The following is a 6,965-nucleotide window of genomic DNA, read 5'->3' on the forward strand; positions in this document are numbered from 1 at the left end:
CCATTGCTTGCCACAGAGAGACTATGGTGTGGGTGGTGAAAGTTTTGCCGCAACCAGGGCCACCAGTCAAAATCATCACCCTTGAATACGCAGCCATTTCTACCGCTAGCTGCTGCTGCTCTGAAAGCTGGATTTTGCGACTGTTGGTAAAGCGGTCGATCCAGGCACGAACACGCGGCATATCTTGTGCAACTGGTTGGCTCAACATGTTGTGTATTGATTGAGCAAGGTTCTGTTCAGTGTGGAAATATGTTGGTTTGTAGCACAGCAGTGTTTGGTCTTCGCCCTTCTCTCGGATGAGGTCATCTTTAAGTGCCATGTCTTTTATAATGTCAGCGATCGCGTTTTCTTTCGGTTCGTGCGATTCTGTAATCAGTAGTTTGATGACATTCTTTAGAAGTTCTGGCTGGGGTAAATAGCAATGCCCATCGGCAGCAGCTTCACCTAAAACATGAATTAAACCAGCACGGTAACGAAACTCACTATCCGGTGCAACTCCCAAATTGAAGGCAATTTTATCAGCTGTGAGAAACCCAATGCCGTAGATGTCGGTGGCTAATTGGTACGGATTGTTAGTAACTGTGGCGATCGCCTCATCTTTGTATTGTTTGTAAATCTTTACCGCGTAGGTGGTAGAAACGCCATGACTTTGAAGAAACACCATAACTTCTTTGATGGCTTTCTGTGTTTCCCAGGCGTTTTTGATTAATTTGATCCGCTTTTTGGCTATACCTTGAACTTCAATGAGTCGGTCAATTTGGTTTTCAATAATCTCCAGAGTTTCCAAACCAAAGTGAGCAACAATGCGCCTTGCTGTGACGGGGCCCACGCCTTTAATTAAACCACTACCTAAGTATTTCTCAATCCCGGTGAGAGTGGCGGGTTTGGTTTCTCGGTAGTTGACGACTTGAAACTGTGGGCCAAATTGGGGATGGTCACGCCAAAAACCAGTTAATTGTAGAGTCTGCCCTGGCTGAATATTGGCGAAACTGCCGACGATTGTTGTAAGTTCTGTAGCACGAGGGCGCACCAGGCGTGCCACAGTGTAACCCGATTCAACAGAGTAGAAGGTCAGGCGTTCTACTACACCCGTAATTGTTTCGTGTGGGACAGAGGTATTTAATTGTTGATCAGAAAGATTTGAGAGGGTGGACATTACTTTTTGAGAACGCCGCACATGATTAGAGCGGCTTTATTATAGTACAAATATACTAAAAGAATCAAGGTGAATACGTATATCTATAGCTTTATACCAACCAGCTAGCACAGCATTATCTGAAATGTCTCCAAGAACTACCAAGCCATCTTCTTTGTCCAGATAGTAAGGTAAAGGTTCAGCGCTCAACCAACCATGAGCGCTCGCTTCCAAGTCTGGCACAATTAAAACTTCTAAACTTTGTTCGTATCTTGAGTAGTAGTAAGGTAAATAACAAGCTGGATACTCTCTTAAAGACTCGCGATTAACTACGTATGATTGCCAATGCAGTCGTTCTCCTTTGATTTTTTTGGGATCAGCTTCTAACCAATCGTAAAGATTTCTAGCTTGCCGTAATGCGTGGTCTTTGCCTTCAAAAACGATGTTGGGAAGAAAAATATCGCCGTCAAAATGCACCGCAACTTCAAATAAATCTTCATCTTCATCTTCTGCTTCTATTACCTCAATGATTCCAGCCTTGTATAGTTCGGTCATACTACAAAAACCAATTACCCCACTTTGCCCTCATCACTCTTATAAGTCATCGCTCTGGGTTTCCTTTTCTTGAGAGGAACTGCCGATTTCTTGGGTGCTTGAGGATGACGGCATTGCTCACAGTAGAGCGGTCGCGGGCCAAAAGTCTCGCGTTGGGTTGGCTGCTGGCACTGCTGGCAAACAAAGTTGAATGTGCGCGTGTGAATCTCGCGTTTGTGCGCTCTGACGGTGTACTCTCGGACTTCGATAATCTTGCTGCTTGGCATCGTATATCTGGGTGTTCTTCTCTCTATAAATATAGTCTTTAACTTCTAACTACCTATAAGCTTTGTTTGATATTGCGTTGGCAGTCAAGTACAGACAGAACTATTCTGGCAGATTGGCATTGAATATTGTTTATCTCGACTCTAGAAACAGAGACAACTGCGCTGGTGAAACATTGCCTTGCCCAGGTGGCAGCTACTACACAGATAGGCATCCGTTCTCTAGGCGGTTATCTGAGGGATCAACATTAAAGTGGTGAACCTGAAGTTTATAAACTCGGTGTTGAGATCAAGTTGGACACAACAAATCGCACTAATTAATAAGATACTCTTTGATGTTGTCTTGATGGCAACGAAGAATTTTCATTGCTTGATTTTCAATTTTACCAACTCGTTCTCGACTGAGTTTGAGGCGTTTTGCGATTTGGTTTAAAGAAAGTGGGCGCTCATCCCCCAATCCAAAGCGTAAAGTTAAGACTTCTCGTTGCTTCTCCTTTAACAATGCCAGTAACTTGCTCAAGTCCTGATACAAAAGTTCTTGATTGATTTGCTCCAAAGGAGAGTTGTCAGGCACAGGCAAGATATTGATCAATTCGGTTTCTCGTTCGGCTCCCACTCTCATCTCTAAAGAAACGGGATGTTTCGAGACATTCAGAGATTCCCGAATCAAAGAAGGCTTGAGTTTTAAGGACTCGGCAATCTCTGTCACAGTTGGACGACGACCGAGTGATTGAGACAGTTCTCGCTCTTGGTTCTTGATTTTATTAAGTCTTTCATTGAGATGGATGGGCAAACGAATAACGCGAGATTTTTCTGCTATAGCTCTTGTGATGGCTTGAGTGATCCACCAATAAGCGTAAGTCGATAGTTTATAACCACGATTGGGATCAAACTTTTCAATACTGCGCTGTAAACCAAGTGCCCCTTCTTGGATCAAGTCGGGAAACTCTAGATTGCGGTTCTGGTATTTTTTAGCGATCGCAACCACCAGTCGCAAATTAGCTGTCACCATCTTCTGTTTAGCTCGTTGTCCTTGGCGAAGAATTGAACTCACTTCGGCTTCAGTTTTCTCAAGTGAAGCAGCTAATTCCGAGTCGGTTGGTTGTCGGTTTAGTTGTCGTGTGAGGCTCACGCGTTCTTGTTCAAGCTTGAGCATCAACTGCACCTGCCTTGCATAAGCAATCTCTTGAGAGGGAGACAGCAGAGGATAACGACCGATTTCCTGGAGGTAGGAATGAACTAGATCAGGAGTTGCACTAGCCATACTTTAATTAATCGTGATAACTTTTAAGCTTTTGGCTATCAAATATTGGTACAAACCAATGTTTGATAAATTAGTTAAACACCAATAATTCAACTACTAGAATATTTGATATTGGTGTTGCCCACTATATACATATTACTTGAAAGTGCTAATTAAGTAAATGTAAAAAGCTTCGTTCCATTGAGATTGAAGTCTCTTTTATAATCAAAGATAAACCGCTACGCTACATCGAGATTGAAAGATTAAGCTTACCTCGCGCTGCCTTGTTAAAAGCCTCTTCATTTGAAAACAAGGTCTGAAAACGTGCTTGCGAGATGTTTTTGAGAAATTCGGGAAACTACAAAAAACTAGGAGAAAAAATGAACGTTCAAAACGTACTTACTTTGACTATCGAAACTATCTTTTGGGCATTTGTCGTAATCGTGATGTTTCAGTTTATTACTGAACTTTTTGTATCCGTTGCTAACACCAGTAGCATAATTTCAGAAGAAAACTCAGATATCGTCTCACAATTACCATCATCAGTATTATCAGAAATTCCAGTCGCAACATCCAGCAAGACAACAGGTAAGTTTGAACAATTGCCCGACCCTTGGACATTAGAAACTAAAGTTGATCAAACTAATTCAACTTTTGCAGCTATCCTCTCATTTCCTGCATTAAGATTACTGCCTCCAGCAGAAGAAATTAAACCACAGCCAAAGCATACCAAAACACCCAAGAAAAATGAATTAGTTGCGAAGAGTAAGTCGAACAAAAAGACTGATGCAGTAACACCAATGGCGAAGCGCAAGCCAGGTAGACCACGCAAAGTTGCTTAAAGATCACCAAATAACAAATTTATAACCCTCGGCTAATTACCGAGGGTTCAACATATCTGGAGAAATTACCATGTTAGAAAATCCATATCCTACCGTTGTTAAAGACTTTGAAGCCAACAATCAACAGTGGAGAGAAATTACAGAAGAATCATACGAATGGTATTTGAACTGTTTGCCACCGATTAAATATAATGGCAACCGTTTTATGAATAGCGAACTATATACTTATCTTAATACTGGCGAAGGTTTGTATTTGGCTTGCAAAGAAGAGTTTGGTAAATACTATGCACAGTTAATGACTTTAAAACAATACAACACGATGTACTGAAGTAAGTAAGAGCTTGTAATTATCTTCACTATTACAAGCTCTTGTTTATTTTGGTTACATCTCTGCATGGCTAAAGTATTATCAAGAGGGATAATCATGCTGGCGGCGGCAACCTTGTCTAAATTCACCAAAGTCCAATCTTTGAAAACTGATAATGCCACCTATAACGTAAATAAAACTATCAATTTTTGGCATTTAGATGAGCGGAATTGGCTCAACGGAAGAATTAAGGAAATAACTGAGTATCAACATAATTCGTAATTGATAATTCGTAATTCGTATTTACAATCAGTGGGGGCTTGAACCCACCACTGTCTTGAAAAGTTTCCTGCCCAGGGTTGCCCTCCCCGAAGTTTGCTTGGAGGGAAACCCTCCGACGCTCGCAGACTCGCTAACTTCTCTTCGCAGAACTTTTCGCTGATTGAAGACCACTAAATCAAAGATTTGGTTGGGGCTTTGACACGAAATAATTACGAATTACGAATTACGAATTAGTAATTATTTGGTCAAGGGTATTTCGTCAATGTTAATATTAGTTACCAAAACTATAACAAACAAAGGCAAATACAAATTTATCGAGAAGATTGGCTGCAAGCTGAAAATACTTAATGAACTAGCCGCTCTTTTGAGAGTGGCTATTTTTTAAGTACCTATGGAGCTTTCCCAGCCGATCAAATCTTTGATTACTTCATAATTAGGAAAATGATTCATGATCAAACTTCTTGTAAAGACGCAGGCAACAGTGTTACCTTGTGCATTATACAAATCAAAGGCTTTGAAAAAATCTTTCTTACTTCCCTGCAACACAACCCTAAAAAATCAGGCAGCCTTCACGCCCCTTGATCAATCGAGGGGACAACATGCATATATAAATTTACTCTTGCCCTAACCATTGAGCACCACAGCAGTAACCTATTGCTAGCAAAAATTATGCTTGACTTTGGGAAAGAGTGTGTTAAATTAGAAAGTACATAAGTTCGTCACCAAAAATATTTAATATTAAACTTCAGTGTATTGCTTGCTAAAGGAAAGGGGAACTAGTTAGCAAAAAACACTAGCTTTGGTGAGAGTTAAAATGTAGTATTAGCGTCATAAGGTTGATTACAAGGGCTGTAATGTAACAGTGCAAGTAAGCAAATTTTGTATGACTTCAATAAGTGCTACTGCATATACAGATTAGCAGTACTAGCAGAAATTACGCTTGACTTTGAGAGATAGTGTATGAAAGTGACTTGAAGTCACGCTTGCATTCAAAAGAGTATTTGATAGAGATTTGCAGTGTGCTGCGTGCGGAAAGAAAGGGGAACTGAGCAGCAAAAGATACTAGCTTTGATTAAAAGCAAAATACAGTATTAGTGTCAGGTAATAATTGTAAGGACTCTTGTATACCAGTGTAAGCAAACAGGCTTATTAGAACCTCAACAGGTGCGATTGCATATATAAGGTTTAATCGCATCGGCAAAGATTGAACTTGTATCTTGAGTAAAGAGTGTATGAGAGCGAACTTATCAATACCCTTGTGCTTATCTGGCACAGGAACGTGAGCAAGTTAATCGTCATTTATTTTTCCAAGATGATTTGCTTGTAGTAAACAGCTACAGTCCTAATCCTATGCAACGCGGAATGCTCATTAGCTTAATATAGTTCCAATCAATAAATGCTGATTGCCATCTCCAAGAACGTTGGCTGAAGCTCTTATCAAGAAAGAATAAAGGCGTCAGTTGTCAGAATGAGCGCATCAATTCTGTACCACTGGCGGGTGAATAAGTGGTTTTAAGAAAAGAGCTAAATTAAAAATTTAGCTGTCTACTATTAGGGACGGCTCTAAATCCTCCAACTTCTTGTTCTGATTTCTGAATTCGGACGAATTGATTCTTCAATCTTTCGTTAACTTCCATTTCTTTTTGTATATACTGAAATCATATGGAACTGTCAAATAGCAACACTTCTGTTCAAGCAATAGTCACTATCAATGCTAATCAACCAGGTATCACGATTCCATTTGACTTTATAGGATTAAGTTACGAAGCAGCTACATTGCCTAGATCTCTTTTCTTTAGAACTGACAATATACTATTGCGGAATTTTGTCAAGCAACTAAGTAGTAAAGGCGTGCTGCGGATCGGTGGGAATTCTGTGGATAATACATTTTGGATTGATAGCAGCAAAGCAATATCAGCAACCCAGAAGCAAATAATTACAAAAAATGATATTGACAACCTATTTGATTTTGCGCGCACAGTTGACTGGAAAGTAATACTGGGAATCAATCTTGCACAGTCAGAACCCAAGTTTGCTGCCTTGCAAGCAGAATATGTTGCTCTTGTTGCCGCAGATAGGCTGTTATCCTTTGCAATTGGCAACGAACCTGATTTGTATAGTAGCAATGGATTGCGTCCATCCACATATAGTTATAACGAGTTCAGACAAGAATTTACTACCTATTTCAATGCGATTAGAAATAGTATTGCTGATGCACCCATTTCCGGTCCAAGTACGACTGCGGTTTACGGCACATGGGCAGTGCCTTTTGCAAAGGATATGGGTTCTCGAATTAGCTTGCTAACACAGCACCACTATCCAAAGGGCCCTCCAAACA

General features: G+C 40.4%; 8 protein-coding genes. 4 read left to right on the forward strand and 4 right to left on the reverse strand.

Going from position 1 to position 6,965, the window contains the following annotated elements; translation table 11 throughout:
- From HCR01_RS36420 to HCR01_RS36435, 4 genes are all read right to left on the reverse strand, one after another.
- Positions 1–1,156, reverse strand: a 1,156-nt coding sequence (locus HCR01_RS36420) for a helix-hairpin-helix domain-containing protein (RefSeq protein WP_193200767.1), incomplete at its 3' end; no start/stop codon positions are given.
- A 39-nt stretch (positions 1,157–1,195) separates the two neighbouring features.
- Positions 1,196–1,690, reverse strand: a complete 495-nt coding sequence (locus HCR01_RS36425; protein WP_193200768.1) for a hypothetical protein — start codon at positions 1,688–1,690, stop codon at positions 1,196–1,198.
- A gap of 14 nt (positions 1,691–1,704) precedes the next feature.
- A complete protein-coding gene (locus HCR01_RS36430; RefSeq protein ID WP_193200769.1) occupies positions 1,705–1,956 on the reverse strand; it encodes a hypothetical protein in 252 nt (83 codons plus the stop codon).
- 310 nt (positions 1,957–2,266) lie between these two features.
- Positions 2,267–3,217, reverse strand: coding sequence for an RNA polymerase sigma factor, RpoD/SigA family (locus HCR01_RS36435; protein ID WP_193200770.1), 951 nt, complete (start codon positions 3,215–3,217; stop codon positions 2,267–2,269).
- Between the two features lie 359 nt (positions 3,218–3,576).
- On the opposite strand from HCR01_RS36435, the gene HCR01_RS36440 reads away from it, so the two are divergent.
- From HCR01_RS36440 to HCR01_RS36455, 4 genes are all read left to right on the forward strand, one after another.
- A complete protein-coding gene (locus tag HCR01_RS36440) occupies positions 3,577–4,038 on the forward strand; it encodes a hypothetical protein (RefSeq protein ID WP_193200771.1) in 462 nt (153 codons plus the stop codon).
- A gap of 70 nt (positions 4,039–4,108) precedes the next feature.
- On the forward strand, positions 4,109–4,366 hold the full coding sequence (locus HCR01_RS36445) for a hypothetical protein (protein ID WP_193200772.1): 258 nt from the start codon (positions 4,109–4,111) through the stop codon (positions 4,364–4,366).
- A gap of 96 nt (positions 4,367–4,462) precedes the next feature.
- The gene (locus tag HCR01_RS36450; RefSeq protein WP_193200773.1) at positions 4,463–4,627 is read left to right on the forward strand and encodes a hypothetical protein; all 165 of its coding nucleotides are present in this window, start codon (positions 4,463–4,465) and stop codon (positions 4,625–4,627) included.
- Between the two features lie 1,662 nt (positions 4,628–6,289).
- A partial coding sequence (locus HCR01_RS36455) for a hypothetical protein (RefSeq protein ID WP_226890037.1) occupies positions 6,290–6,965 on the forward strand: 676 nt, incomplete at its 3' end.

Origin of the sequence: Nostoc sp. MG11 (assembly GCF_014904695.1) — a bacterium.
Taxonomy (GTDB): Bacteria; Cyanobacteriota; Cyanobacteriia; order Cyanobacteriales; family Nostocaceae; genus Komarekiella.